This is a genomic window from Paenibacillus algorifonticola (genome assembly GCF_050481745.1).
In the GTDB taxonomy this organism is placed as follows: Bacteria; Bacillota; Bacilli; order Paenibacillales; family Paenibacillaceae; genus Pristimantibacillus; species Pristimantibacillus algorifonticola_A.
This window is the reverse complement of record NZ_JBCNGR010000019.1, coordinates 1-26,123: the sequence shown is the minus strand read 5'-3', so window position 1 is coordinate 26,123 and position 26,123 is coordinate 1. Positions and strand designations below refer to the sequence as shown.

The following is a 26,123-nucleotide window of genomic DNA, read 5'->3' as shown; positions in this document are numbered from 1 at the left end:
CTTTCGCATCCAGTTTTCAACGTGCAATTCACGTTGATATTGCAGTACATCCCGAGGTCTGCAATGTAAGTAATCGGGAAAATGTGGCGGTGTAGCTCAGCTGGCTAGAGCGTACGGTTCATACCCGTGAGGTCGGGGGTTCGATCCCCTTCGCCGCTACCATATTTTCGGAGGCTTAGCTCAGCTGGGAGAGCATCTGCCTTACAAGCAGAGGGTCGGGGGTTCGATCCCCTCAGCCTCCACCATATATGTTTTACAATGACGCGGGGTGGAGCAGCCCGGTAGCTCGTCGGGCTCATAACCCGAAGGCCGCAGGTTCAAATCCTGCCCCCGCAACCAATTCTTAAGCAATAATTTATGGAGCTGTGGTGTAGAGGCCTAACATGCCTGCCTGTCACGCAGGAGACCGCGAGTTCGAATCTCGTCAGCTCCGCCATTTTCTTTTCGTTATACGGCTCGGTAGCTCAGTCGGTAGAGCAGAGGACTGAAAATCCTCGTGTCGGCGGTTCGATTCCGTCCCGAGCCACCATTTTTATGGAGGGCTAGCGAAGTGGCTAAACGCGGCAGACTGTAAATCTGTTCCTTCGGGTTCGGTGGTTCGAATCCATCGCCCTCCACCATTTCCTTCACATCGAGAGTCATTAGCTCAGCTGGTAGAGCACCTGACTTTTAATCAGGGTGTCGTAGGTTCGAATCCTACATGACTCACCATTTTTTAAAAGCTAATTTACAGAAAATAATCTGTGAATTTTTTTGTTTATATGGATTTTTGTTTGTATGAAAATTTAAAAGCTCGGTATTGGTTTAATAACCAATACCGAGCTTTTTTGTAAGCATTTATTAGGAGCGAAGTTTTAATTCAGCTAGCAGCTCTGTTAAGGAAGCATCGAGACGGAGCTTTAATTCGTCATTTAGCTCAAGCCCGGCCGCTCCATCATCCAATTGCACACGAGCGATTTGAGAGTCTACCGCATAGACACCGCTGGCGAAATGCTTGGCACCCATGGATGCAAGTACAGGCTTCAGGGAGTAATCAATGGATAGCAGATGGGCAAGTGAACCACCGATGAAAAAAGGCGTAATGATTTTCCCTTCCAAGCCCTTTTGCGGCAATAGATCGAGGAAGGTTTTAAGAACACCAGTAAATGAGGCTTTATAGACTGGGCTTGCGATAATGACGGCACCCGCACCTTCAACTAGGGCCGTTGCTTCCTTGATGGCGGGACTGTCGAAACGGGCGTTAATCAGATCTTCCGCTGGCAGCGAAGCGACTGTAATATGGCTGAATGTTACATTTTGGCTATTGAGCTGCTGTTCGATATATTGGGTAATGCCGGTTAGACGGGAACCAGGATTCGGGCTGCCCGAAATGATAACAATCGTTGACATGAAAATCGCTCCTCTATTGTATACATATTTATTCCGATAAGATAACTATGTTTAATCTTAACATTCCAATCTTTTCGACGTCAATGACATTTATGAAAACAATTCATGATTTTTTCTTCATTAGGGAACAATAGGCGGAAACAAGCTGATTAGCGATGCAAAGGGGTCCGTCTAAGATGATATATGGGTTGGCGGCTTTTATAAGTTTGGCGATTGTAAGCATAATGGTTCCCATTGTGAAAAGGCTCGCCTTGCAATATGGTATTATGGATCGGCCGAATGCGAGAAAAATTCATCGGCGGCCGATTCCCTTGCTCGGTGGCATAGCGATTTATGTGGCGTGTACGGTTACAATTATTGCTTTTCAGGGGATGACGTCTTTAAGCTGGACGATTGCGGCTGGGGGCGCGGTGCTTGTCACCATTGGATTATTAGATGATAAAGCTAAAGCCGAGGGAAGGGATTTTCCTGTCTGGCCCAGAGTGCTCGTTTATGGCGCAGTTTCCACGCTCCCGCTTTGGTTCCATATTCAAATAACAGGGGTGACGAGCCCAGCTTCGGGATTGTTCTTTTTTCTCCCGCATTGGATAGCTTGGCTTGGGACGTCGATCTGGATATTCGCTCTTATCAACATGATTAATTTCATGGATGGGGTTGATGGGCTGGCGTCGGGCGTAAGTGTATTGTCGGCGATAACGTTGTTTATTACTGCATTGGTCAAAGGACAGGCTGAAACGGCGATTTTAGCGGCCATTGTAGGCGGGGCATGCCTGGGCTTCCTGCTGTTTAACTTTTATCCGGCAAGGATTTTTATGGGGGATGCGGGGGCTACATTTCTTGGATATACGCTAGCCGTTGTGGCAGTAGACGGGGCTTTTAAGAAGGCGACTTTCATAACAGTGCTTGTTCCGTTATTGGCGCTGGGATTGCCTATTATGGATACTTCCATTGTCATGCTGAGGCGGCTCGCTCGTGGCAAAGGGCTGCACCATGCGGACAAACTGCATACGCATCATGCGCTGATGAAATGGGGATTGAACCAGGTGCAAACCGTATCTTTTCTATACTTAATAGCAGCGTTGTTCTCCATGCTATCGATCATCCTTTTGCTGGTCATGGGCTGAATTCTCTCCACCAATATGTTACAATGACGAGAAAAAGCGTTCATTCGTGAGGCTTGCGATAGGAGATAGCAGAAAATGAGCACGACAGAATGGTTGAAACCGCTGGAGCGCATTTTGGACTGTCCAGTTCGTCTAGTAAAAATGCAATTGTCCGAATGGAATGATATAGCAGAGAAAAATCACTACCTGCAGACGGAGGAGCATGGGCACGGCTTAGCTTTGGAAGGACAACGTGTTCAAAGCGAGGATAAAATGTGGGTAGCCATCAGAGTAGTGGAGCATGAAATAGAGGTTTTGGAAATAGAGGGCAGCCGCTTTGAGGAGAGTATGCTGGATTTATTGAGCCTAATGCTGCGCTGGAATGAAACGAGGCCAGCACACGATAAGGCTTCTGGCAAGCTGACAGAAAGCGAGAAAACAGCTCGCAGCATCGGCGAGTGGATTCAGGAGCAGTTCGAATCAGGCGAGCCGGGACAATCGATGCCGGATCACTTGACCGCGGGTGGCAAGCTGTTCGCGGATATGATTCCTTTTTTATTAGTAACGGAATATTCAAATACAAAGCAAGCAGCGTACGTGGAGCTGGAGAAGCTGCTTCGTTCTTTTCTCGCCGAGGAAATTTTATTAATACCGCTTCGGGAGCAGGAATGGCTTATCTGGGGTCCGGTATCACTGCTTAAGGAAGCGGATTCAGAGCTGTTTGATGACAATGATGAAGAGTCGGTGGAGGACAACCTGGCTTCCATCTGTCTGGGGCTGCATGAGATGCTTGCCAGCGAGTGGATTGGAGAATGCCATCTCGCGGTGTCCCATCCAATCAGACCGGCGAAGGGGATTGTAGAGACGACAGCTGCGCTGCGCGAAACGATTAATCTAGGGCGGAAATTCCATGTTGGCAGCAATATCCATTTTCCGTGGAATTTGCAGCTTGAACGCCTGCTGAATAGTATACCGGAGAGCCAGCGGGCCCGATATTTGGAGCAATCGCTAAAACGTACCGAGCTTTTCGTAGAGGCAGAAATGCTCGCTACATTGGAAACCTTCTTCTCACTGGATTGTAATGTAAGCGAAACCGCAAAGAAGCTTTATATCCATCGCAATACGTTATTATACCGTTTGGACAAGTTAAAACAGGAGACGGGTCTGGATGTACGACAGTTTCGTGATGCCGTCTTAGTCAAAATTATATTGCTATTGTACAAAGTTACGAAAAGACATTAGTTTTTTTGTAAAGTTTGTGCATAGTCATCTGACTGCATGTGGGATAAGATAGTCCTATAAGAAAATTTCTTTTAGGGGGAAATTCACATGGCAGGCGTACGTTTAGAAGGCATTTACAAAAAATACCCGGGTTCTGATAAAGCATCGGTAACTGACGTTAACTTAGATATCAAGGACAAAGAATTTCTAGTGCTTGTAGGTCCATCCGGTTGTGGTAAATCGACAACTCTTCGTATGATTGCAGGTCTTGAAGAAATTTCCGAAGGTAAATTGTTTATCGGCGAGCGTCTTGTTAATGACGTAGCTCCTAAAGATCGCGATATCGCAATGGTGTTCCAATCTTATGCCCTTTACCCGCATATGAACGTATACCAAAACATGGCTTTTGGTTTGAAACTTCGTAAATTCAAAAAAGCAGACATCGACAAACGCGTTCGTGAAGCTGCTAAAATTCTAGATATCGAGCATTTGCTTGACCGTAAACCGAAAGCTCTATCCGGTGGTCAACGTCAACGTGTCGCTCTTGGTCGTGCGATCGTTCGTGAGCCGCAAGTATTCTTGATGGATGAGCCGCTTTCCAACTTGGATGCGAAGCTTCGTGGTCAAATGCGTGCTGAAATTTCCAAGCTGACTAAACGTCTTGAAACAACAACAATCTATGTAACGCATGACCAAATCGAAGCTATGACGATGGGTGATCGCATTGTTGTTATGAAAGATGGCTTTATTCAACAAACAGCTTCTCCAGAAGTGCTTTACAACCACCCAGTTAACATTTTCGTTGCTGGCTTCATCGGTGCTCCTTCCATGAACTTCATTAAAGGTGCATTGACGGATCAAGGCGGTACGGTTCGCTTCAAATCGACTGGCGTCGATGTAGTTGTGCCTGAAGGCAAAGCTGCTACACTTCGTTCCAAAGGCTACATCGGCAAAGATGTGATCTTGGGTATTCGTCCAGAGGATCTTCATGAAGAGCCAGTATTCCTGGAAGCTTCGCCTAACACGATCGTTAACGCTTCGATCGAAGTTGCAGAGAACCTGGGTCACGAAATGTACCTGTACCTGAACGGTATCGGCACAGACACAGTTATCGCACGTGTAGACGGGCGTTCCGCTCTGCGTGATGGCCTGACAGTTAAACTTGCTCTGGACATGAACAAAGTTCACCTGTTCGACACAGAGTCCGAGCTTAACATTTTCGAAAACTAATTGCTAAAGCTATTATAGATTTCATAAGAGAGCTGTTGGATTCGTCCAACAGCTCTTTGTTATTCCACTGGGAATAAATATGGGGATCGCATCCTACATTTAAGCGTCAGAAAGCGGGAAGACATTGCTTTCGGCGCTTTTTTCCTATACGATGAAGTCATTGGTAATTAGCTTACATACGCTGTTGTGATATAAGGAGGCCATGCTATGCCTAAGAAAGTGAAAGTATCAGAATTAGTGCAGCATTTTTCGTTGGAAATCATATCGGGTGAGGAAGGCTTGAAGCGTGCGATAACGGTTGATGACCTGTATCGTCCAGGGCTTGAAATGGCCGGGTACTTTGATTATTTTCCGAGTGAGCGGGTACAGCTGTTAGGGAAAACGGAAATTACGTTTCTCAGCACGCTGACGTCCGAGGAGCGCAGGCTGCGGATGGAGCGTCTGTGCCATTCAGACACGCCTTGCATTATTTTGACCCGTGGACTGGAACCGCCGGATGAGCTGATTGCTTATTCGAATAAAACCAATATTCCTGTGCTTGGCAGCCATGTGGCGACTACGATTTTGACGAGCCGGATTACAGATTTTCTGGAGAAAAAGCTTGCGCCTACCGCAACCATTCATGGTGTTCTGGTAGACGTTTATGGAGTGGGCATGCTCATCACTGGCGGCAGCGGTATCGGCAAGAGCGAGACAGCGCTTGAGCTTGTAAAACGTGGACATCGCCTCGTTGCCGATGATGCAGTTGAGATAAGACAAACGTCTGACAGCCAGCTTCACGGCACAGCACCGGAATTGATCCGTCATTTGCTGGAGATTCGCGGCTTGGGCATTATTAATGTAATGACGCTGTTCGGCGCGGGTGCCGTACGTACACAGAAGCGGATTACCTTAGTCATCAAGCTTGAGAATTGGCAGCAGGATAAGCAATATGACCGTCTGGGGCTGGATGAAGAGAAGACGCGTATCATTGATACCGATGTACCTCTTGTAACTGTGCCAGTAAGACCGGGACGGAACCTTGCGGTTATTATTGAGGTGGCGGCTATGAACTTCAGGTTGAAGCGGATGGGCTATAATGCTGCGCTGCAGTTTACTAATAAGCTGACGGAAACGATTGCTGAAGATGCGGATGATTACGATTGATATAAAGGAGCTAATAAAAGATGCTTACATCGCTAATTGACCCGATTGCTTTTTCACTGGGTCCCCTAACTGTACGTTGGTACGGCATTATTCTCGGCACAGCTGCTTTGGTAGGCTTGCTGCTGGCGATACAAGAGGGCAAACGCTTTGGCATTAAGCCGGATTTCTTTATGGATATGCTGCTGCTTGGCGTTCCTTCTGCCGTTATTTGTGCTCGAATTTATTATGTTGCCTTCAAATGGGAAGATTATAAGGCCAACCCGCTCGATGTGTTCAAAATTTGGGAGGGCGGCATAGCCATTTATGGCGCGCTGATCGGTGCCTTTCTATGCGGCTTCTTCTACTTCCGTTATAAAGGCTACAGCTTTTTGAGACTCGCCGATGTGTGCGTTCCAGGGCTGCTTGCTGGTCAAATGATTGGCCGTTGGGGCAACTTTATGAATCAGGAGGCATATGGCGGTCCCGTAGAGGAAAGCTTCCTGCGTGATACGCTGCACCTGCCTAATTTTATAGTGAATCAAATGAACGTGAATGGCATCTTCCATCATCCGGCCTTTTTGTATGAATCGCTGTGGAGCCTTGTAGGCATCATTCTACTTTGCGTGCTGCGCCGCCAGCGCTTCCTTCGTGCAGGCGAATTGCTGGCGAGCTATTTCATCTGGTATTCCCTCGGCCGTTTCTACATTGAAATGGTGCGTACGGACAGCCTGGCCTTCCATGGCCCTACTTGGCTCGTGAACCTTGTTGACGTTCTTTGGTCGCCAATGACGATTTTGTTCCAGCCTGGCTATTTGGACCCGGCTTACGGCAACCTGAGAATTTCACAGCTGCTTGCGCTTCTGCTCATTGTTGGCGCCATCGCGTTTATCGTTATTCGCCGCAAGACAGGAGCTGCGAAAGAACATTATTCCGATCCAATTGTTTCCACGAAGGTGGAGCATGCGGCTATTGCAACGGATGATGTTCCAAAAGCATAACGGTGGAAGTTAAATGGAGATAAGACGAGCTATTGCCTTCTTGAAGGCAGTAGCCGTTATGTTTTTGTAAGACTTTTTGAAAGGCTGGCTTATAGAGAGGTTTTAAAGCGGATTTAGGAGGAGACAGATGTGCTAGGCAACATAAAAACGATGCTGTTTGATTTGGATGGTACCATTATTGATACGAATGAACTGATTATCCGCTCGTTTCTGGATGCGCTGCAAGGTGTCGTTCCGGCGGATTTCTCCAGAGAGCATATTATTCCAAGCATGGGACAGCCTTTGACGATGCAAATGCAGCAGTTTTCGGGGCTGGAGGATGTTGCGCATCTGGTAGCGGCTTACCGCGAAGTAAACCTTCGCCTGCATGATGAGTATGTTAAGCCTTTCGACTATGTGGTAGAGGTCATTAAAAATTTGCATGAACAAGGCATCCAGATTGGGATTGTAACGACGAAAATGCGTCTGACGACAGAACGAGGCTTGAAATATGTCGGCTTGAGTGACTATATTGACACGATCGTGACCATTGATGACGTCACACATCCGAAGCCTCATCCAGAGCCTGTCAGCATGGCGATTGCTGCGCTTGGTGCAGATCCGGCCACGACATTGATGCTGGGCGACAGCTCGGTCGATATTTTGTCCGCTGAGGCGGCGGGCGCTTTGCCTGTAGGTGTAGCCTGGTCGATGAAGGGGGCACAGCTGCTCAGAGATTCTGGCGCTCAGTATGTCATTGATGATATGCGGGAGCTGTACGCTTTCGCAGGATTGGAGCGGAGATAAATTGCGTAATGTCGAACGTTATCCGGTAGAGGGGCCTAATGCGCTCTGGCAGGTCTATCGCACGGTCAGCAGCTTCAAGGCGGTTCGTAATTTCATTTTCATTCAACTGGCCCGTTATTGTCCGATTCTGCCGGTCAAAAATATGATCTATCGCCGTGTGCTGGGCATGAAGGTCGGTCAGCATACCGCTTTCGCGCTAATGGTGATGGTGGATGTTTTTTTTCCGGAACGGATTGAGGTTGGGGATAATACGATTATCGGATACAATACGACGATTCTTACGCATGAATATTTAATTCGCGAATATCGGCTTGGCGATGTGTTAATAGGGGCGAACGTCATGATTGGCGCCAATACGACGATATTGCCGGGCGTTACGATTGGCGATCATGCGGTGATAGCCGCTGGCTCAGTCGTTTACAAGGATGTGCCAGCCCATGCTTTCGTTGGCGGGAACCCGATTCGGGAAATTGGAAAAGGGAGCCGTCCAGAGGATCACAGTTAAATCTGGCAATGCTGCACGAATGAAGCTGGTGCCCATATAGAGCATCAGCTTCATTCATGTTCACAGAAGCACTTTTTGTTTGTTTTAGTAGCAGTTCTCCTCAACCTTGGCATCATCATTATAAATCGTAATCGTTGAGGAGCCGGACAAGCTTTCTGTGTATGAGCATACGGAAGTTGTGCGTGTAAAGCCAGTGGAGTCGGTATAGGTAATATAGATGCCTCCCTCGCCAGTTAAGTTCAGCTCGGGAGTGATTTTCTTTTTGCTCCCGCTAGCGATGGGATCGTCGTACAATTGTTTAGAATCCGTTTCAATAATGTTGCCTTTCTCATCGCTGGCAAGTACGCCTGCTTGAACGGTTACAAGCTCATGATCGGATTCATTATGGATCGTCAAAGTGAAGCTTCTAAACATATTGAAGATATCCAGGCTCTTGTTTAGAGCATTTATACCGATGATCGCACCGAATAAAATCATACCTATCATTAAGCTGGATACCCAAATAGCAACTTTGTTTCTAGTGGGTTTCAATTGTTCGTGCCCTCCTTATTCATGACTCATTTAAAAAGGAGACGAGCGGCCGCTGGAGAAAGTTGCATACCTTGCGGTGATCGGCATTTGTGCAGTTATGATACATTCCTCATTCGGGAAAGCTCTAATCTTGACGGAGCAGAAGCTTCATGTTACCATAACGTCTAGGTACTTTATTTTGGCAGATCGCTAATATGGCAACGCGTTAACATACTAAAGTAAAATGTGGGTGAAAATAGATGTCTAAACCAAAAGTATTTGAGAAACCGATTGGTGTTAAAGATTATCTTCCGGAAGCTGTTGCAAAGCTGCGCCGGATCGAGCATGCCGCTCTTGCTTGTATGCAGGGCTGGGGCTATGAGCAGATCATTACGCCTACTATGGAATATTACGACACCGTAGGGGTAGCAAGCTCTACCTCTGACCAAAAGCTGTTCAAGCTGCTCAACAACCGTGGAACAACGCTCGTGCTGCGTTCGGATATGACGGCACCTATTGCGCGTGTGGTATCCTCGCTATTGAAGGAGTCCCCATTCCCGCTGCGCCTGTCGTACCATGCGAATGTATACCGTGCAATTGAAGAGGAAGCGGGCCGGGAGGCTGAGTTTTTCCAAACGGGCGTTGAGCTTGTAGGTGATGCTTCGGCTGATGCGGATGCGGAGGTTGTAGCACTCGCTATCGCTTCCTTGAAGGCAGCTGGCGTAAAACGGTTCAAGATCGCTATCGGCCATGTCGGCTTCCTGAACGGGCTGTTTGAGGAATCGCTGTCTGGACGCAAGGAAGCGCAGGAGCAGCTTAAAGCGTGCCTGCTGGGTCGCGATTACGTCGGCTACCGTGAGCAATTGCGCCAGCTGTCGCTGGAGGAGCCTGTAAAGCGCGAGCTGGAAGGGATTTTAAGGCTGCGCGGCGGCCAGGAGGTATGCAAGCAGGCGCTGGAGTTAAGCGCAGATGAGACGGCACAGGCGTCTATCCAGCATTTATGCGAGATGTGGGATGTGCTGGATGCTTACGGACTGAGCGAGCATGTGCTGATCGATCTGACGATGATCGGCGATTTCTCCTATTATACAGGCATGACCTTTGAAGGATATGCAGCGGATCTTGGATTCCCTGTAGTGAGCGGCGGAAGATACGATAATTTGCTAGCTCAATTCGGCCGTCCTGCTCCAGCAACAGGCTTTGCGCTGAAGACGACGCGGATACTGGAAGTGCTCGGCAATGAAGATGAGCCTGCTCAGGCGGAGCGTGTGCTGATTGGCTACGATGAGACGGAGCGCAAAGCGGCGCTTGCAATCGCGCAGCAGCTCAGAGGCCAAGGAGCGACGGTTGTGACGGAGCGTATCGGGAAAGAAGAGGCGGCTGAGCTGGCGAAGAACACGTCTGGACGGTTTATTTTCAAAGGCGTAGAATATGTGGAGTTTTTACTGTTTACAGAAGGATTGAATGGAATGCTTGGGGGGGATGGCAAGTGAGCGGAACAGCAAGAGAGATTTTGAAGGTAGCTATGCCGAAAGGCCGGATTTACAAGCAGGCATCGAAGCTGTTTCGCGAAGCGGGACTGCCGATTCCAAGTGATTTTGACGATACGCGCAAGCTGATCATTGAGCTGCCGGAAGCAGGCATGGAGTTTATAATGGCAAAGCCTGTAGATGTGCCTACTTATGTGGAATATGGCGTCGCAGATATTGGAATCGTCGGCAAGGATGTGCTGATGGAGGAAAATAAAGATGTTTACGAGCTGCTGGATCTTGGCATTGCCAAGTGCCGGATGTCGGTAATCGGGCTTCCGGACTGGAAGCCGGTTATCAATCCGCGGGTAGCGACGAAATATCCGAATGTGGCTTCGCAATATTTTCGCGAGCTGGGGCAGCAGGTAGAGGTGATTAAGCTGAACGGCTCGATCGAGCTTGCGCCGCTTATTGGCCTCGCTGACCGCATTGTCGATATGGTCGAGACGGGACAGACACTGCGTGAAAACGGCTTGGTCGAGATGGAGTCCATCTTCGGCATTACGAGCCGCTTGATCGCGAACCGCGTCAGCTACCGGATGAAGAACGAGGCGATTCAAAGCCTCTGCGATAGATTGCAGGAAACGCTTGGTGCGAAGCTTTAGGATTGCGGAAGCACGAGCTGAAGAATTAAATAAAGCAGAGCCGCAAAGCAGAAAAGTGCGATAAAGGCAGAGCAGAGTAAAGCCATAAAACAGATGGAACAGAGCTTAAAGGGAAAGGGGTTGGCGACTGTGAGAATTATGCGAGCAGAGCAGTTCGGGTTGAAGCGCGAGGTGGAATACGGATCGCCGGAGCAAAATGAAGTAGTGCGGACGATTATTGCAGACGTCCGCAAAGAAGGAGATGCCGCTTTGCTGCGTTACACGGCAAAGCTGGACAGGGCTGAGCTGACGGCAGCGGAGCTGCGTGTGACGCAGGCGGAAATTGATGCGGCGTATGAGCAGGTAGACGCCGCTTTTCTGACAGCGATCCGCGAGGCCGCTGTCAACATCAGGTCTTTCCACGAGAAGCAGAAGCGCAACTCGTGGATGGATTTGCAGCCGGACGGGACGCTGCTCGGGCAAATTTTGCGCCCGCTGAAGCGGGTCGGCGTCTATGTGCCCGGAGGCAAGGCGGCGTATCCGTCGTCCGTGCTCATGAATGTCATTCCGGCCCAGGTAGCTGGCGTGCCGGAAATCGTAATGGTCACGCCGCCGTCGACTGGCGGACGGGACGGCATTGATCCTGGTATTCTCGTGGCCGCTGCTGAAGCAGGGGTCAAGGAGATGTACCGTGTAGGCGGAGCGCAGGCGATTGCCGCACTCGCCCATGGTACGGAAACGATTGCGTCCGTTGATAAAATTTGCGGACCGGGCAATATTTATATCGCGCTTGCGAAGCGCGAAGTATTTGGCGCTGTCGATATCGACAGCATCGCGGGTCCAAGCGAAATCGTCGTGCTTGCCGACGAAACGGCTGATCCGGCTTATATCGCCGCTGACCTGCTGTCGCAGGCGGAGCATGACGAGATGGCATCGTCCATCCTCGTCACGCCTTCGGAGCAGCTCGCAAGCGCTGTAGCCGCTGAAGTGGAGCGTCAGCTCGCTACGCTGCCCCGCCAAGCGATAGCGCGGGCCTCAATTGACAGCTACGGCGCCGTGCTCATGGTTGACTCGCTGGAAGCGGGCATCGACGTCGTGAACAAGCTGGCGCCTGAGCATCTGGAGGTGCTGACAGCCGATCCAATGAGGCTGCTCGGCTTGATCGAAAATGCCGGGGCCATCTTCCTCGGCCCTTACAGCTCGGAGCCGGTTGGCGATTATTTCGCCGGGCCGAACCATATCATCCCGACGAATGGGACAGCGAGATTTTCCTCGCCGGTCAATGTGGATGATTTTCTGAAAAAATCAAGCTTGATTTACTATAGCAAGGAAGCGCTGCTGACAAATGGCGACAAAATTATGACGCTGGCCCGGCAGGAAGGGCTTGAAGCCCATGCGCGGGCGATTCAAATCCGTTTGGAGCGCGAAGGCCGCTAAAAAGCAAGCCTAGGGTAAGCCGATGTAAAGCAAAGCGAACAGTTATTTTATGTGAAGAAAGAAGGAATCGGTAATGGCAGAATTGACAGGACGCGTATCGGAAGTAGCTCGCAAAACAAATGAAACAGACATCAAGCTGGCATTCTCGGTAGACGGAAGCGGAACGGCTAACCTTGAGACGGATGTGCCATTCCTGAACCATATGCTGGATTTGTTTACGAAGCATGGCCAGTTCGATCTGACGGTCAATGCAAAAGGCGATATTGAAATCGACGATCACCACACAGTAGAGGATATCGGCATTTGCCTCGGACAAACGCTGCGTGAAGCACTTGGCGACAAGCGCGGCATCAAGCGTTACGCAAGCGTATTTGTGCCGATGGATGAGGCGCTGGCCCAGGTTATAATCGATGTGAGCAACCGCCCGCATTTCGAATACCGCGCAGAGTATCCTTCAAGCCAAGTAGGCAGCTTCTCTGTGGAGCTGGTACACGAGTTTCTATGGAAGCTCGCGCTTGAAGCGCGCATTACGCTGCATGTTATCGTACATTACGGCCAGAATACGCATCATATGATTGAAGCGGTATTCAAGGCGCTTGGCCGGGCGCTGGATGAAGCGACGAGCATTGATCCTCGCGTACAAGGAGTGCCTTCGACGAAAGGAGTGCTGTAGCATGATTGCGATCATCGATTACGGCATGGGCAATCTTCACAGCGTTAGCAAAGCGGTTGAGCGTCTCGGATATGCTGCGGTTGTAACGGCCGATCCTCAGGAGATTTTGGCGGCGGACGGCGCAATTTTGCCAGGTGTCGGCGCCTTCGGTGATGCGATGGGCAATTTGCGCGAGACGAAGCTTGATGAGGTTGTGAAGCAATATGCCGCCTCTGGCAAGCCGCTGCTCGGCATATGCCTCGGTATGCAGCTGTTGTTCAGCGCAAGTGAGGAATACGGCGACAACGAGGGTCTTGATCTTCTGCCGGGAAAGGTCGTCCGCTTCCAAGGCGATTACAAAATCCCACATATGGGCTGGAACAAGCTTAGCTTTGAGCAGGAGCAGAGCCCGCTGTTTACGGGGCTGGAAGAGGGCCATGTGTATTTCGTCCACTCCTTCCATGCGAAGCCGGAGCAAGGCAGCGATCTGCTGGCTACGACTGATTATTATCAGCAGGTAACAGCTATCGTTGGGCGTGAGCAAGTATACGGCATGCAGTTCCACCCGGAAAAAAGCGGGGAGCTTGGCATGCAGCTGCTTGGCAACTTCCTCGCATTGACCGGCAGCAGCAAGGCTTAGCCTAGCCCCGCCGGCTACATCACCGGGAAGTCGCTTATCAGCACCATATATCTATCGAACGACAACGTTATTTTTTTACAAGCGTAAACGGCCGAAAGCCGTCCTCTGGCGGTAAAGCTAACGTTTCGCGGTGAGACTTATACATGCTTATATTTTAAAAAATGAATATCTACAGGCTGTCGCAGGCGAAGCCATAGATGAGTCTAATATAAGGAGCGTGCAAAATGCTGGCAAAACGCATTATTCCATGCCTCGATGTCAAAGACGGCCGTGTCGTTAAAGGCGTAAATTTCGTTAACTTGCGCGATGCTGGCGATCCGGTCGAGCTGGCGTCTACCTATGACCGCGAGGGCGCGGATGAGCTCGTATTTCTCGATATTTCCGCCTCGGTTGAAGGCCGGGCTACGATGATCGAGGTCGTCAAACGCACGGCAGGCGAAATTACGATTCCGTTCACCGTTGGCGGCGGCATCTCGCATGTCGACGACATGAAGCGGCTGCTGCGCGCAGGAGCAGACAAAATCGCCATTAATACGGCCGCAGTCAAAAATCCTTCGCTCGTACGCGATGGCTCGCGCAAATTCGGCTCCCAGTGCATCGTTGTCGCGATAGACGCGAAATTTAACGAAGCGTGGGGCGAGTGGGAAGTGTATACGCATGGCGGCCGCCAGGCGACAGGCATTAAAGCGCTGGAGTGGGCATGTGAGGTTGAGAAGCTTGGCGCTGGCGAAATTTTGCTGACGAGCATGGATGCTGACGGCACGAAGGACGGCTTTGATCTGCCGCTGACCTCTGCTGTATCCGGCAAGCTGGGCATTCCGGTTATTGCTTCGGGCGGAGCAGGCCGCATTGAGCATTTCAGCGATGTTTTCGATCAGGGCAAGGCGGACGCTGCGCTGGCGGCGACGATTTTTCACTACAAGGAAATGACGATTCGCGAAGTGAAGGATGATTTGCAGCAGAAGGGCGTGGAGGTCAGATGACAGACTGGATAAAACAGATTAAGTGGAGCGAGGACGGCCTTGTGCCAGCGATCGTGCAGGATGCGCAGAGCAAGGAGGTGCTGATGCTCGCTTATATGAACGAGGATTCGCTCAAGCTTTCGGTGGAGACGGGTTCGACCTGGTTCTGGAGCCGCTCGCGCAGCGAGCTGTGGAACAAGGGCGCAACGAGCGGCCATACGCAGCGTATTGAGTCCTTATCCTATGACTGTGACGGCGATACGCTGTTGGTACGCGTTCATCAAGTTGGACCGGCTTGCCATACGGGAAGCTATAGCTGTTTTTTTAATGATATCGAACTGGCGAATAAAGCTACTGAGGCCAATTCCGGCGTAGATTCCGTGTCAACTGGGGCAGCTGCAGCTGAAGTCGGACAAGGCGGAGATCGCTTTGCGATTTTGGGCAGCTTGGAAAGCGTCATTGCCGAGCGTCATGCGGAGCGCCCAGAAGGTGCGTATACGACGTATTTATTCGATAAAGGCATCGATAAAATTCTTAAAAAAGTCGGCGAGGAAGCAACCGAAGCGATTATCGCGGCGAAAAATCAAGATAACGACGAGCTGCGCTCTGAAGCTGGCGACTTGATCTTCCACCTGCTGGTGCTGCTCAGAGAGCGGGGCTTGCCACTGGATGATGTGATGCAGGAGCTTGTGCAGCGCCACGGCAAACCAGCCAGCAATAATGCAATGAAACGCGAGCAGTCCAAAGCCTAGCCAGGCGGATTGCCGCGTTTTGCGGTTTTAATTCATATGATTAAAAAGGGAAAGGCAGGGCTGCCTTATGCTTATCGATTACCATACCCATCATGTGCGCTGTGGGCATGCAGTTGGCACGCTAGAGGAATACGTACGGAAGGGCATTGAACTGGGGCTTGACCAGCTCGGCTTGTCCGACCATTTGCCGCTTATTCATGTCGATCCGGCGACGTATTATCCAGAGATGGCTATGCCAATGGAGGAGCTGCCGCGTTATGTCGAGGAGTGCTTGACGCTTAAGGAGAAGTACAAACATCAAATCGATATACGTGTTGGCCTGGAAGGCGATTATATCGAGGGTTATGAGCGGCAAATCGAGGATATTATTAAAGCGTATCCGTTCGATTATGTCATTGGCTCGGTACATTTTCTCGGCGAGTGGGATATTACCGATTTTCGCCAGACGCACGGCTGGGAAGGCAAAAACCGGCTGGCGGTATATGAGCAGTATTATGATGCGGTCCAGAAGGCGGCGGCAACCGGGCTTTATGATTTTATCGGGCATATCGATGTGATCAAGCGCTTTGGCTTTAAGCCGGAGGAAGATGTGACGCATTTGGAAAATGCAGCGCTCGAAGCCGTCAAGCGGCATGGCGTTGCAATTGAATTGAACGCCTCGGGCTTGCGGACGCCAGCGGAGGAGATGTTCCCGAGCCGCAGAATGCTGGAATATGCGCTTAAGCTTGGCATCCCGATTACGGTCGGCTCGGACGCGCATCAGCCAGAAAGACTGGCACAATACCTTGATCAAGCGCGTCTGATGTTGAAAGAAGTCGGTTTTTCGCAGCTCGCGACCTTTGATCGTCGAAAATTAGTCAGTATTGATTTTTGAATTATTAGCAATTCGATGTATAATGGTATTGACCAAGCGCAAACGGGCTGTGCCCGGAGCACAAAGCTAGGGCAAGCAGGCGTTGCGCATTGAAAGCCTAGTCAGGTAAAACTTATTTGGTTTAAACGCTCAGGAGGGTATTATGTTAAGCGACAAGTTGCGTATTTTCTCGGGATCGTCTAATCCGGAACTAGCTCAGAAGATTGCTTCGGATTTAGGATTGACGCTCGGCGCCATTAAGATGTCCAGATTCAAGAGTGGCGAAATTTATGTCCACTATGAAGAAACCATCCGGAACTGCGACGTATTTCTGGTTCAATCTTTTTCGCATCCAATTAATGAATATTTCGTGGAGCTGCTCGTCATGATCGATGCGGCAAAACGGGCTTCGGCGAAAACGATTAACATTATTATGCCGTATTACGGTTATGCCCGTCAGGAGCGTAAATCCGCGCCCCGGGAACCGATTTCCGCAAAAATGGTTGCAGACGTATTGACGACAGTTGGGGCGACCCGCGTCGTTACGATTGACTTGCATGCACCAGCGATTCAGGGCTTCTTTAATATTCCGGTCGATCATATGACAGCTCTTGATCTGCTCAGCGATTATTTGAAATCGAAAAATATTAAAAACCCAGTTGTCGTATCGCCAGATGCTGGACGCGCTTCGACTGCCGAGAAGCTTGCCAACTACTTGGACACTTCGTTCGCGATTATGATCAAGAAGCGTCCGGCACATAATGAATCATCGATTACCCATGTTATTGGCGATGTAGAAGGCCAGACTCCGATTATTATCGAGGATCTGATTGATACCGGCACAACGATTGTCAATGTAGTCGAAAGCTTGAAGGAACGTGGTGCGGAAGATGTGTACGTGTGCGCTACTCACCCTCTCTTTTCCGGCAATGCTATTGAGCGTTTGGATATTCCAAGTATTAGAGAAGTAGTCGTAACCGACTCTATTCTCCTGCCTGACAATCGTCCGGACCGTTTCACGGTGCTATCGGTTGCTCCTCTGCTTGCAGAAGCAACACGCATCATTATTGAAGGCGGTTCGATCAGCACCCTGTTCAAGAATGCAGGCGTGTAGCGAGAACTTTTTTAAAATATAGGAAAGTATATGATGTTCCCATCCTTTCTCTATATTTCTCGGAATGAAACGCGCTGCTCCGCCAGAAGACGGCGACAGCCGTTTCACCTTGTCGACTCTTTACCACAAGCAGCATAAATACTTATATGAAATCGCGGGCGGTTATTAAAACGCCCGCGATTTTCATAACCTTTTGTCTGTTTCCCTAAGGGAAAGCGGGCGATTGCAGCTGTGCTGGAGCGTTTCCTTTAGTTTGAGTGAGCGACTTGACCGTTCCTATGTTATAATCGTAGAAAATGAAGTTTCCGGGAGGTGCCTTGCCAATGAAGGGAAAGAAACGCGCAGCCACAGCTGAGCCAAAAACGAAAATCATACCTATTCAGTGGGATGCCACATTCTTTTTCGAACGGGCTGTCCGCTCATTGGACCGATACCACTATGACAAGGCACTTAAATATTTTCGCCGTGCTGTGGAATATGAGCCGGAAAATCCGGTTAACCATTGTAATATGGCTGGCATTTTATCGGAAATGGGCAATTATGAGGAATCCAATAAAATTTTGCATTGGATCGTCGATGAGCTTGATCCTACGATGACGGAATGCCATTTTTATATGGCGAACAACTATGCCAATATGGAACAATATGAAGCCGCTGAAGGGGCATTGGTGCAATATCTCGAAGAGGATGCGGATGGGCAGTACCTCGATGAGGCGGAAGAAATGATGGAATTGCTCGATTATGAGCTGGAGCGTCCAACGCGGGTAACGAGCATTAAGGCGCGTGAAGGCCTGTTTGAGCATGATCAGGCACGCACGCTGCTGGAGGAAGGCAAGTTTACCGAGGCGGTTCGCCTGCTTGAGGAAATTATTGCGGCACAGCCGGAGTTTCTGGCTGCACGCAACAATTTGGCGCTCGCTTATTATTATATGGGTCTGTTTGATAAAGCGATGGAAACGATTCATGAAGCGCTGCATATTGATGCGGGCAACCTGCATGCCTTGTGCAATTTGGCCATCTTTTATCAGCATGCAGAGGACGAGAAAAGTTTGGCTCCACTGGTGGAGCTGCTGCGCAAAACGGCACCTTTTCATGAGGAGCATGTGTTTAAGCTGGCTACGACGATGGGTATTCTTGACGAGCATGAGGCGGCTTACCGCCACTTCCTTCGCTTGCTGAAGGACCCTGATCTAAATCAGGACCCATGCCTGTATCATTATGCGGCAGTAGCTGCATGCAATATTGGGCGGTTCCATGAAGCCGAGCGTTTGTGGCGGCAGACAGCGAAGCTGGATCCAAAGTCGAATATTCCCCGCTATTATATGGAGCAGCTGGAGTTGGTGAAGCAAGGGCAGCATAAATCAGCGGTCAGCTACCATTACCATTTACCGTTTGAGGAGCAGTTCAAGCTTTGGGAAAACTCCTCGGATGGGCTGCCTGATCATTTGAAGCGCGATCCGCTCGTCCGTTCCTCCTTCTTCTGGGCGCTGCGCCACGGCGATCGGAACACGAAGCTGCAAGTCATTCAGGCGCTCGGCATGATTGCCGACAATGAAGTGAAGGATGCGCTTAGAGCATTTCTAATCGAACCGGGCGAAGACGATTATTTGAAGCGGATTGCGATTTTCGTCCTGCGTACCATTGATGTACAGGAGCCTCTGCAGGCGATTTTGGAAGGCAAGGAGACGGTCATTGAACCGAATCGTGTTCCTTCTCGTCTGCCTGTGTGGGAAGCTAAATGGCAGGAAGTAGTCGAAGCTGCGTTATCGCGAATGAATAAACGTTATGATCTGATACAGCAGCATGATCTGATGACGCTGTGGGTCGAGTTTCTCAGCCGGGTCTATCCGGATGTTCCGAAGCTGAGCAAGGTGGAAGGCTGGGCCGCAGCGCTGGAATATTTGACGGCGAAGATGCATCGGCGCACGATTTCGTATCATGAGGTATCCGTTCGTTATGGCACTTCCATTGCAACGGTCAGCAAAAATGCGAAGAGAATTGATCAAGTGTGCGGCATTAAGGAAAAGATGCGTTCGATCAATTCGGTATTTGCGCCAGATGAACCGCTGGAATAGCGAGCTGGCGCGATCGTGAAATATAATAGGGATAGGGCAAAATTTAAGGAGGGTTACAGGATGTATAAAGCAATTATTATCGGTACGGGTCCTGCGGGACTGACGGCTGCGATTTATTTGGCTCGTGCAAACATGAAGCCGCTAGTTATTGAAGGACCGGAGCCGGGCGGCCAATTGACGACGACGACGGAAGTAGAGAACTTCCCGGGCTTCCCGGAAGGCATTATGGGTCCGGATTTGATGGCTAATATGCGCAAGCAGGCTGAGCGCTTCGGCGCAGAGTTTATTACGGGCTGGGTGAACAGCGTGGATACTTCCGCGAGACCGTTCAAGCTGCAAGTAGAAGGCAAAGGCGAATTCGTAGGCGAGTCGCTTATTATTTCAACGGGCGCTTCAGCGAAATACCTAGGCATCCCTGGGGAAAAAGAAAACGTAGGCCGCGGTGTCAGCACCTGCGCCACTTGCGACGGATTTTTCTTCCGCGGTAAAAAAATCATCGTTGTGGGCGGCGGAGATTCCGCTATGGAGGAAGCCAGCTTCCTGACTCGCTTCGCGACGAATGTAGAGCTTGTTAACCGCCGCGAAGAGCTGCGCGCTTCTAAGATCATGCAGGATCGCGCACGTGAAAACGAGAAAATCGACTGGAGCCTGAACCGCACGCCAGTTGAGGTTGTAGCTGGGCCAATGGGCGTTACTGGCCTTAAAGTACGCAACAATGAAACGGGCAGTGAAGAAGTCATTGAGACGCACGGTATTTTCATCGCAATCGGCCACACGCCGAACACCGGCTTCCTTAATGGACAGATCGATACGGATGAGCATGGCTACATTAAAGTAAAACCGGGCACTTCCGAGACGAACGTTCCAGGCATCTTCGCTTGCGGCGACGTGCAGGACAGCAAATATCGCCAAGCGATTACCGCTGCGGGCAGCGGCTGTATGGCGGCGCTCGACTGTGAACGTTTCCTCGAAGGCAGCATGACGCATGACTGGAGCCAGTCACTGTAAGCATAGATCGGCGATTAAGTTCAGTTAGCGCACATAAGGCGAAAGCGCCTATCTAACGCTGAGCTTCCTAATTCCCTAGATCGAAATGCAGCAAATACCCCTTTGCCTGATGAATAAGGCAAAGGGGTATTTATTGTATGTTTATTGTACTCTTGTATGTTTGGGCAGTACCCCAGAACAAGCAGCGCTATTGTACTGGGTGGTGCGGGTGGCGAGCATTGACGCAAGCGGCATCGGCTTGCCGAATTAAATTACTTGCTCATGGACGCGAAATGCGCCCACAGCTCGCTGCGCGAGGTGGTCACCGCTGTAGCTCCAGCGGCAGTTGCATTTTCCACATCTGCTACAGTACGGATCAGACCGCCGGCAAAAATCGGAATGCCCGTCCGTTCAAAAACTTCACGAATGATATGCGGCATAACGCCTGGCAGCACTTCGATATAGTCAGGCTTAGTCCGTTCCAGCAGCACATAGCTTTTTTCCAGTGCGTGCGTATCCAGCAGGAACAAGCGCTGTATTGCAATGAGGCCATTTTTCTTTGCCGTGCTAATGACAGCGCCGCGCGTAGAAATAAGTCCGGCCGGGCGAATCATCTGGCACAAATATTCGGCGGCGTATTCGTCATTTTTGAGGCCGCCGATTAAATCGGCGTGGAGCAGAATTTTTTTGCCATGGGCATTCGCCAGCTCGAAAATGCTCTTCAGTTGGCTGATATGCGTCTCCAGCAGCACAATATAGGAGAAGTCAGAAGTCATCAGCTTTTCCAAATCTTTCGTTTTTCGCGGAGCAGGCAATATTTGCTGGTTGTGAAAGGGCAAGGCCGAATACCTCCTTCTGATGGACGAGATCATGCTGTTTTCGCTTGAAATATTAAAGAAAGGATAGGATGCTCGCATTCCTGCTCTATATTTCTCTGAATGAAACGCGCCACGCCGCCAAAGGACGGCGACGGCCGTTTCACCTTGAAATATAGGAAAGGATATGATGTCCCCATCCCTTCTCTATATTTCATCGCGAAACGAAAGCTTTGCCGCCAGAGGACGGCAAAGCCGTTTACGCTCGACCCTAGTCTAATGGATATACGGGGTGAACTCAACGTGCAAATCCAGCGGCAGCAAGGAGCTTCCTGCCTTGACCAGAGGGAGGAGCTTCGCTTATAGTGGACAGAGAAGATTAACATATTAATGAGGTGGACTACAAATGTCTCAAAAGATTTACGTTGGAATCGATGTTGGCGGAACGGCAATTAAGGTCGGATTGTGCAACGAGAACGGGGATTTGCTTCACACGTATGAAGGTCCCACAGAAACGAATAAAGGTACGGATGCTATCCTTGAAAATATTGCTGCTTATGCGCGTGCCATCGTCGCTGAATCTTCCTATGAATGGGAGCAGGTTGGCGGCGTAGGCGTAGGAATCGCCGGTTTCTTGGACATTCCGTCGGGCTATATTAAGTTCGCGCCGAATTTGAAGATTCGCGACGTAAATTTGAAAGATTATTTGGAAGCCAAGCTGGCAACTAAAGTGCTTGTAAACAATGATGCAAACGTGGCGGCGCTCGGCGAAGCTTGGGCTGGCGCGGGCAAAGGCATCGACCACTGCGTATGCTACACGCTTGGGACAGGTGTAGGCGGCGGTATTATTATCGGTGGCAAAATCGTCGAAGGCTTCGCGGGCATGGCTGGCGAGCTTGGACATATTGCGATTGTGCCGGATCTCGAAGCGATTCAGTGCGGCTGCGGCAAGATGGGCTGCCTCGAAACGGTTTCTTCCGCAACGGGCATTATCCGTATGGCGAAGGATGCTGTGGAGCGCGGTGACCGTACGACCCTTGCTCAAGTGACAGACATTATGGCGAAGGACGTTATCGATGCAGCAAAAGCTGGAGACGAAGTAGCTATGCGCATTGTAAGCCGTGCTGCTTATTATTTGGGACGCTCGATGGCGCTGATGGCAGTCGTGCTGAATCCGGAATGCTTCATTATTGGCGGCGGCGTGTCCAAAGCTGGAGAGTTTCTGTTCGAGCAAATTCGCGAAGTATTCGAGAAGTATACACAGAAAGAAGCGCAGGATGGCGTGAAAATCATCCCTGCTACGCTTGGCAACAATGCAGGTGTCGTTGGCGCAGCGGGATTGATTTTGCGCTCGTAGCGATAAACATAGGATAACAGGGACATTTTCCCCGCTTGTGAGGAGGAGAAGAAGATGGAGACGGCAGCAGCACTAGCGAAGCTTGTTATTATTACAGGGATGTCAGGCGCGGGCAAAACGATTGCTGTACAAAGTCTGGAGGATCTTGGCTTCTTCTGCGTTGATAATTTGCCCCCGGTGCTTATCCCTAAGTTTGCAGAGCTCATTGAGCAATCAAACGGGAAGATCGGCAAGGTGGCCTTAGTTATTGACTTGCGCGGCAGGGAGTTTTTTACAGCTTTGGCGGAATCCTTAAGTTATATTAAAGACCATTCTACCATAAGCTGTGAGATACTGTTCCTGGATGCGACGGACGGCGTGCTCGTTCAACGTTACAAGGAGAGCCGTCGCCGCCACCCGCTTGTGCCCGACGGCTTGCCGCTGGACGGCATCAAGCTGGAGCGCAGAATGCTGGAGGATTTGAAGGGATCGGCATCGCTGGTTATTGATACCAGCAGCATCAAGCCCGCACAGCTGAAAGAGCGAATTATTTCCAAGTTTACGAATCTGGAGCAAAATAGCTTATCGGTCAATGTCATTTCTTTCGGCTTTAAATATGGCATTCCGATTGATGCGGATTTAATTTATGATGTGCGTTTTTTGCCTAATCCTCATTATATTGAGCATCTGCGCCCGAATACTGGCCAGACGCCAGAGGTTTATGAATATGTGATGAAATGGCCGGAAACGCAGGCGTTTCTGGCTAAGCTGGTTGATATGCTCCAGTTCCTCCTTCCGCTTTATCATAAGGAAGGGAAGAGCCAGGTCGTTATCGGCATTGGCTGTACCGGAGGAAAACATCGCTCGGTGGCGATTTCGGAATACTTGGGCCGTGTGCTGGGAAGCAGTGATACGGAACGGGTACGCGTCAGCCATCGCGATTCCGACCGCGACAGGCATTAACGGAGGGGACGTATGCAGAACAGGCACAAAATAGGAGCGCCTCCCAAGATCGTGGTCATTGGCGGAGGCACAGGATTATCCGTTATGCTGCGCGGGCTGAAGGAAAAGCCCATGGATATTACAGCCATCGTCACGGTTGCTGATGATGGGGGCAGCTCCGGCGTGCTGCGCAATGAGCTGCAAATTCCACCTCCAGGCGATGTTCGCAATGTGCTGATGGCACTTGCCGACACCGAGCCGCTGCTCGCAGAGGTGCTGCAATACCGTTTTAATTCAGGTACAGGACTAGCGGGACATAGCCTCGGCAATTTAATGCTGGCTGCTATGGCTGACATCACAGGTGATTTTGTGACGGGCGTACGCGAGCTTAGCAGGGTGCTGGCGGTGCGCGGACGGGTTTTGCCAGCGGCAGCCCAGGCTATCGTACTCAAGGCGGAAATGGCCGATGGCTCGATCGTCATTGGCGAGTCGATGATTCCAAAGGCGGGTCAAGCGATTAAACGTGTATTCATTGATACGGAGAATGCGCACGCGCTGCCGGAAGCGGTCAAAGCGATTGAGCAAGCAGATGCCATCTTAATTGGGCCGGGAAGCTTGTACACAAGTATTATGCCGAATTTGATTGTTCCGATGCTTGCTCAAGCGATTACGGAATCTTGCGCCGTCAAGCTGTTTGTATGCAATGTGATGACGCAGCCGGGAGAGACGGACAACTATACGGTATCCGATCATATGAATGCGATTGAGGCTCATATCGGCCTGCAATTATTCGATTATGTCATTGTGAACAATGGTGAAATTTCACCGCAAGTGGAAGCCAAATACGCAGAGATGGGCGCGAGACCCGTCGCTATTGATCTGGAAGCTATTCGCAGCAAGGGCTGCGAGGTTATTGCGGATCGTTTTGTTTTATTCCAGACGTTTCTAAGGCATGATGCGGAGCGTCTAAGCCATCATATTTATAAGCTAGTGGAAAACTGGATGATTAGAAAGAGGTGACAAACCATGTCGTTTGCGGCACAAACCAAAAAGGAACTTACGCTTATTGAAGCGGATTCCTGCTGTGAGCTTGCAGAGCTTTCCGCGCTCATTCGGATGAATGGTTCTGTCAGCTTATCCAGCCGCAAAGTCATTTTGGACATCTCAACAGAAAATGCTGCAATAGCCCGTCGTATTTATTCTCTGGTCAAAAAGCACTTTGAGGTACACACCGAGCTGTTGGTTCGGAAAAAAATGCGGCTGAAAAAGAACAATGTGTATATCGTACGTATTCCAACAATGGTACAATCTATATTAAGCAAGCTTCATATCGTATCTGAGGGTTTCGTGTTCAACTCTGGAATTGATAAAACGATGATCAAGAAGTCTTGCTGCAAGCGTTCGTATTTGCGCGGGGCTTTTCTTGCTGGAGGCTCAGTAAATAACCCTGAGGGTTCCTCGTACCATTTGGAAATCTCTACGATGTATGAGGAGTATTGCGGCTCATTAGTGGAGCTGGCCAATAAGTTCGATCTGAATGCTCGCTGCATTGAGCGGAAGAAAGGCTTTATTTTTTACATTAAGGAAGGCGAGAAAATTATTGAGCTGCTGAACATTATCGGTGCTCATCAGGCGTTATTCAAATTCGAGGATGTAAGGATTATGCGCGACATGCGCAATTCTGTCAATCGCATCGTCAATTGCGAGACGGCGAACCTGAACAAGACCATTGGCGCGTCCGTTCGGCAGATTGATAATATTAAACTGCTGGACCGCGAGCTGGGCCTTGATAACTTGCCGGATAAGCTCAAGGAAGTTGCTGAAATTCGCCTGCAGCATCCCGATCTGAACTTGAAGGAAGTTGGCGAACTGCTGAAAGGGTCAGTAAGCAAGTCAGGCGTAAACCATCGTCTTCGCAAAATTGACGAGCTTGCTGAAAAAATACGCAATGGCTAAACTTTTAACTTCTTGTTTCCGATGGTATAATGATACAATGAGTTTAAAATTATCGGCATAATTAAGGAATGAATAAGATATAGGGGGTATGGTTTCCATGACAAGGCTTCCGGTTGTCGTTCGACTAAAGACGGGTCTTCATGCAAGACCTGCAGCATTATTCGTACAAGAAGCTAATAAATTTTCATCTGAAGTATTCGTCGAGAAAGACGACAAGAAAGTGAATGCCAAATCGATTATGGGAATTATGAGCTTGGCAATCAGTTCGGGCACTGAAGTTTTCATAAGTGCGGAAGGTTCGGACGCAGAACAGGCTGTAAACGCTTTAGCTGCATTGGTAAGCAAGGAAGAGCTGGAGAACCAATAAGAAGCCCTATGCAGTAGGGATTCGCTCGCTCATAACCCTATTATTTGGCTATGCCGCCTTCTGGATCAGGATGATCTGGGGCGGTTTTTTGAATTATAAGAATGTAAAAGTTTCAACCTTATAAATTCCTATATTTCTCGGAATGAAACACGCTGCACCTCAAGGACGGCGACAGCCGTTTCACCTTGGTTCTATTTTTAACTAGAGATTGCTTAAAAAAATCCATAACAAAAGTGCATAACAAAAGAAACCCGG

At 49.8% G+C, this 26,123-nt stretch carries 26 protein-coding genes and 7 tRNA genes; 30 read left to right on the top strand and 3 right to left on the bottom strand.

Features of this window, described 5'->3' with window-relative positions; genetic code table 11:
• The first annotated feature begins 85 nt into the window (after positions 1-85).
• The 7 genes from ABEW34_RS18140 to ABEW34_RS18110 all read left to right on the top strand — a co-directional run bounded on the left by ABEW34_RS18140 (position 86) and on the right by ABEW34_RS18110 (position 711).
• A tRNA-Met gene (locus ABEW34_RS18140) sits at positions 86-162 on the top strand.
• A 7-nt stretch (positions 163-169) separates the two neighbouring features.
• Positions 170-245: transfer RNA gene (locus ABEW34_RS18135), tRNA-Val, on the top strand.
• 17 nt (positions 246-262) lie between these two features.
• Positions 263-339, top strand: a tRNA-Met gene (locus tag ABEW34_RS18130).
• A 20-nt stretch (positions 340-359) separates the two neighbouring features.
• Positions 360-436: transfer RNA gene (locus tag ABEW34_RS18125), tRNA-Asp, on the top strand.
• A gap of 17 nt (positions 437-453) precedes the next feature.
• Positions 454-529, top strand: a tRNA-Phe gene (locus ABEW34_RS18120).
• Positions 530-536: 7 nt separating this feature from the next.
• A tRNA-Tyr gene (locus ABEW34_RS18115) sits at positions 537-620 on the top strand.
• Between the two features lie 15 nt (positions 621-635).
• Positions 636-711: transfer RNA gene (locus ABEW34_RS18110), tRNA-Lys, on the top strand.
• Positions 712-840: 129 nt separating this feature from the next.
• On the opposite strand, the gene ssuE is transcribed toward ABEW34_RS18110, so the two are convergent.
• Positions 841-1,389, bottom strand: coding sequence for an NADPH-dependent FMN reductase (gene ssuE, locus ABEW34_RS18105; protein WP_430160555.1), 549 nt, complete (start codon positions 1,387-1,389; stop codon positions 841-843).
• Between the two features lie 176 nt (positions 1,390-1,565).
• On the opposite strand from ssuE, the gene ABEW34_RS18100 reads away from it, so the two are divergent.
• The 7 genes from ABEW34_RS18100 (at position 1,566) to ABEW34_RS18070 (ending at position 8,357) form a co-directional block, all read left to right on the top strand.
• Complete coding sequence (locus ABEW34_RS18100) at positions 1,566-2,513, top strand: MraY family glycosyltransferase (protein ID WP_430160554.1); 948 nt, start codon at positions 1,566-1,568, stop codon at positions 2,511-2,513.
• A 75-nt stretch (positions 2,514-2,588) separates the two neighbouring features.
• Positions 2,589-3,734: a PucR family transcriptional regulator gene (locus tag ABEW34_RS18095; protein ID WP_430160553.1), complete on the top strand. Its 1,146-nt coding sequence runs from the start codon at positions 2,589-2,591 to the stop codon at positions 3,732-3,734.
• An 87-nt stretch (positions 3,735-3,821) separates the two neighbouring features.
• Entirely contained in the window at positions 3,822-4,943 is a 1,122-nt protein-coding gene (locus ABEW34_RS18090) for an ABC transporter ATP-binding protein (protein ID WP_056032549.1), read from the top strand.
• 207 nt (positions 4,944-5,150) lie between these two features.
• A complete protein-coding gene (gene hprK, locus ABEW34_RS18085; RefSeq protein WP_056032546.1) occupies positions 5,151-6,089 on the top strand; it encodes an HPr(Ser) kinase/phosphatase in 939 nt (312 codons plus the stop codon).
• Between the two features lie 20 nt (positions 6,090-6,109).
• Entirely contained in the window at positions 6,110-7,066 is a 957-nt protein-coding gene (lgt, locus tag ABEW34_RS18080) for a prolipoprotein diacylglyceryl transferase (RefSeq protein ID WP_430160552.1), read from the top strand.
• Between the two features lie 129 nt (positions 7,067-7,195).
• Positions 7,196-7,852 (top strand): pyrophosphatase PpaX, encoded by a 657-nt coding sequence (ppaX, locus tag ABEW34_RS18075; RefSeq protein WP_430160551.1) that lies wholly within the window; start codon positions 7,196-7,198, stop codon positions 7,850-7,852.
• Position 7,853: 1 nt separating this feature from the next.
• A complete protein-coding gene (locus tag ABEW34_RS18070) occupies positions 7,854-8,357 on the top strand; it encodes an acyltransferase (RefSeq protein ID WP_430160550.1) in 504 nt (167 codons plus the stop codon).
• An 84-nt stretch (positions 8,358-8,441) separates the two neighbouring features.
• Here ABEW34_RS18070 and ABEW34_RS18065 read toward each other — a convergent pair whose 3' ends face one another.
• Positions 8,442-8,888: a hypothetical protein gene (locus ABEW34_RS18065; protein WP_430160549.1), complete on the bottom strand. Its 447-nt coding sequence runs from the start codon at positions 8,886-8,888 to the stop codon at positions 8,442-8,444.
• A gap of 239 nt (positions 8,889-9,127) precedes the next feature.
• Between ABEW34_RS18065 and ABEW34_RS18060 the strand changes: the two genes are divergently transcribed.
• From ABEW34_RS18060 to trxB, 11 genes are all read left to right on the top strand, one after another.
• On the top strand, positions 9,128-10,360 hold the full coding sequence (locus tag ABEW34_RS18060; RefSeq protein ID WP_430160548.1) for an ATP phosphoribosyltransferase regulatory subunit: 1,233 nt from the start codon (positions 9,128-9,130) through the stop codon (positions 10,358-10,360).
• 32 nt (positions 10,361-10,392) lie between these two features.
• Positions 10,393-11,001 (top strand): ATP phosphoribosyltransferase, encoded by a 609-nt coding sequence (gene hisG, locus ABEW34_RS18055; protein ID WP_046234141.1) that lies wholly within the window; start codon positions 10,393-10,395, stop codon positions 10,999-11,001.
• 138 nt (positions 11,002-11,139) lie between these two features.
• Positions 11,140-12,417 carry a histidinol dehydrogenase gene (hisD, locus tag ABEW34_RS18050; RefSeq protein WP_430160556.1) on the top strand — a complete coding sequence of 426 codons (1,278 nt, stop codon included), beginning with the start codon at positions 11,140-11,142 and terminating at the stop codon, positions 12,415-12,417.
• Positions 12,418-12,490: 73 nt separating this feature from the next.
• The gene (gene hisB, locus ABEW34_RS18045; protein ID WP_430160547.1) at positions 12,491-13,090 is read left to right on the top strand and encodes an imidazoleglycerol-phosphate dehydratase HisB; all 600 of its coding nucleotides are present in this window, start codon (positions 12,491-12,493) and stop codon (positions 13,088-13,090) included.
• A gap of 1 nt (position 13,091) precedes the next feature.
• Positions 13,092-13,709, top strand: coding sequence for an imidazole glycerol phosphate synthase subunit HisH (gene hisH, locus ABEW34_RS18040; RefSeq protein WP_430160546.1), 618 nt, complete (start codon positions 13,092-13,094; stop codon positions 13,707-13,709).
• A gap of 224 nt (positions 13,710-13,933) precedes the next feature.
• Positions 13,934-14,692 carry an imidazole glycerol phosphate synthase subunit HisF gene (hisF, locus tag ABEW34_RS18035; protein ID WP_430160545.1) on the top strand — a complete coding sequence of 253 codons (759 nt, stop codon included), beginning with the start codon at positions 13,934-13,936 and terminating at the stop codon, positions 14,690-14,692.
• Positions 14,689-15,423 carry a bifunctional phosphoribosyl-AMP cyclohydrolase/phosphoribosyl-ATP diphosphatase HisIE gene (hisIE, locus tag ABEW34_RS18030; protein WP_430160544.1) on the top strand — a complete coding sequence of 245 codons (735 nt, stop codon included), beginning with the start codon at positions 14,689-14,691 and terminating at the stop codon, positions 15,421-15,423. The genes hisF and hisIE overlap by 4 nt, the downstream gene beginning before the upstream one ends.
• Before the next feature lie 67 nt (positions 15,424-15,490).
• On the top strand, positions 15,491-16,297 hold the full coding sequence (gene hisJ, locus ABEW34_RS18025; RefSeq protein ID WP_430160543.1) for a histidinol-phosphatase HisJ: 807 nt from the start codon (positions 15,491-15,493) through the stop codon (positions 16,295-16,297).
• A gap of 142 nt (positions 16,298-16,439) precedes the next feature.
• A complete protein-coding gene (locus tag ABEW34_RS18020) occupies positions 16,440-17,390 on the top strand; it encodes a ribose-phosphate diphosphokinase (RefSeq protein WP_056032519.1) in 951 nt (316 codons plus the stop codon).
• A 323-nt stretch (positions 17,391-17,713) separates the two neighbouring features.
• Positions 17,714-19,465, top strand: a complete 1,752-nt coding sequence (locus ABEW34_RS18015) for a tetratricopeptide repeat protein (RefSeq protein ID WP_430160542.1) — start codon at positions 17,714-17,716, stop codon at positions 19,463-19,465.
• A 60-nt stretch (positions 19,466-19,525) separates the two neighbouring features.
• Positions 19,526-20,473, top strand: a complete 948-nt coding sequence (trxB, locus tag ABEW34_RS18010; RefSeq protein WP_430160541.1) for a thioredoxin-disulfide reductase — start codon at positions 19,526-19,528, stop codon at positions 20,471-20,473.
• A gap of 251 nt (positions 20,474-20,724) precedes the next feature.
• On the opposite strand, the gene ABEW34_RS18005 is transcribed toward trxB, so the two are convergent.
• Complete coding sequence (locus ABEW34_RS18005) at positions 20,725-21,291, bottom strand: glycerol-3-phosphate responsive antiterminator (protein ID WP_430160540.1); 567 nt, start codon at positions 21,289-21,291, stop codon at positions 20,725-20,727.
• A 382-nt stretch (positions 21,292-21,673) separates the two neighbouring features.
• On the opposite strand from ABEW34_RS18005, the gene ABEW34_RS18000 reads away from it, so the two are divergent.
• The 5 genes from ABEW34_RS18000 to ABEW34_RS17980 all read left to right on the top strand — a co-directional run bounded on the left by ABEW34_RS18000 (position 21,674) and on the right by ABEW34_RS17980 (position 25,868).
• Positions 21,674-22,624: an ROK family glucokinase gene (locus tag ABEW34_RS18000; RefSeq protein WP_056032507.1), complete on the top strand. Its 951-nt coding sequence runs from the start codon at positions 21,674-21,676 to the stop codon at positions 22,622-22,624.
• A 54-nt stretch (positions 22,625-22,678) separates the two neighbouring features.
• Entirely contained in the window at positions 22,679-23,566 is an 888-nt protein-coding gene (gene rapZ, locus ABEW34_RS17995) for an RNase adapter RapZ (protein ID WP_430160539.1), read from the top strand.
• A 12-nt stretch (positions 23,567-23,578) separates the two neighbouring features.
• Positions 23,579-24,565, top strand: a complete 987-nt coding sequence (locus ABEW34_RS17990) for a gluconeogenesis factor YvcK family protein (protein WP_430160538.1) — start codon at positions 23,579-23,581, stop codon at positions 24,563-24,565.
• Between the two features lie 6 nt (positions 24,566-24,571).
• The gene (gene whiA / locus ABEW34_RS17985) at positions 24,572-25,501 is read left to right on the top strand and encodes a DNA-binding protein WhiA (protein ID WP_430160537.1); all 930 of its coding nucleotides are present in this window, start codon (positions 24,572-24,574) and stop codon (positions 25,499-25,501) included.
• Positions 25,502-25,598: 97 nt separating this feature from the next.
• Complete coding sequence (locus ABEW34_RS17980) at positions 25,599-25,868, top strand: HPr family phosphocarrier protein (RefSeq protein WP_046234108.1); 270 nt, start codon at positions 25,599-25,601, stop codon at positions 25,866-25,868.
• Positions 25,869-26,123 lie beyond the last annotated feature (255 nt).